Raw genomic sequence first — 1,411 nt, forward strand, 5'->3', positions numbered from 1 at the left:
TTCACGAACGACACCCTGCTCGCCGATGCCGGCGTCACGGCACCGCCCGCCACGCGGAGCGAGTTCGCCGACGCCGCATCGAAGGTCACGGCTCCCGGCGGCGATGTCTCCGGCTGTGTCCTCCCGCTGTCGCTCGAGGCCCCGAACGGCGTGCAGAACGACGTCATGTCGTGGGTCTGGGCATCCGGGGGGTCGATGCTCGCAGACGGCCAGCCCGACCTGACCAACGACGACGTGACCTCGGCCGTCGACTTCATCGGCGACATGTGGGATGACGGCTCGATCGCCTCCGGCTCGTTCACGATGAAGGAGCAGGACAAGGTCGAGGAGTTCACCAACGGCCGGGTCGGCATGATGATCGACTCGCTCGCGCACATCAACCTGATCCGCGAGACGAACCCCGATCTGCAGTTCTCGATCTCGGCGCTGCCCGCCGAGGACGGCTATGACGGCGAACGAGGCATCCCCTACGCATCCTGGGGCATCGGCGTGGCCGAGAACTCGGAGCACAAGGAGGCCGCGTTCAAACTCGTCGAGTTCCTGATGAGCGAGCAGACCAACTCCGACCTCTCGACGATGGCGAACGCGTTCCCGGGCAACTCGAAGTCGGTTCCCGGGTTCGTCGAGGACGACGAGCTGTTCGCGCAGGCGTTCGAGATCTATCAGGCCGGATACCCCGCGAACGAGTTCACCGGGCTGCCGGTCGCCGAAGAGCTGATGCGTCAGCTCGGCGAGCAGCTGCAGTCCGCGTTCGACGGTCAGCAGTCGGTCGACGATGCGCTGAAGAAGGCACAGGAAGCCTGGAAAGCGGAGTTCTGATCTCCCGCTTCCCGAATGAACGGGGTGCCGCATCGCTCCCGATGCGATGCGGCACCCGACCAACCAAGGAGCCACGCTTCCCATGAGTCTGAGAACATCCGACGACACCGAGGTGATCGTCACCGGGGTCGCGATGTCGCGTCGCCGACGGCAGCTGCGAAAGACGACCGAGTCCTACGCCTTCCTCTCGCCCACGATCATCCTGCTCTTCGTGCTGATGATCGTGCCGATCGTCATGGTGATCGGGTACTCCTTCCAAGACAACGTCATCCTGAACAAGTCGCCGGAGTTCGTCGGAATCGGCAACTACGTCGAGATCCTGTCCGACCCCCGCTTCTGGAAGGCGACCGGCAACACGATCCTCTTCACGGTGGCGAGCGTGGTGGCGCACCTCGTCCTCGGTCTCGCGTTCGCGATGATGCTCAACAGCCCGCTGCTCGGCCGGTTCTCACGGTCGTTCTTCCGGGCGCTCTATGTGCTGCCGTGGCTGTTCACAGTCGCCGTGATCGCGGTGCTCTGGCGCATGCTCCTCGCCCCGAACGGCGTGGTGAACTTCCTGCTCAACACCGACATCGAGTGGCTCGCATCACCT

At 64.4% G+C, this 1,411-nt stretch carries 2 protein-coding genes; both read left to right on the plus strand.

All coding sequences use genetic code 11. The features are described from left to right. A partial coding sequence (locus J7E68_RS18020) for an extracellular solute-binding protein (protein WP_215174927.1) occupies positions 1-819 on the plus strand: 819 nt, incomplete at its 5' end. An 82-nt stretch (positions 820-901) separates the two neighbouring features. Further along, positions 902-1,411 (plus strand): carbohydrate ABC transporter permease (locus tag J7E68_RS18025; RefSeq protein WP_215174928.1); only part of this gene is annotated, 510 nt, incomplete at its 3' end.

The organism is Microbacterium sp. ISL-103, from assembly GCF_018613995.1.
Taxonomy (GTDB): domain Bacteria; phylum Actinomycetota; class Actinomycetes; order Actinomycetales; family Microbacteriaceae; genus Microbacterium.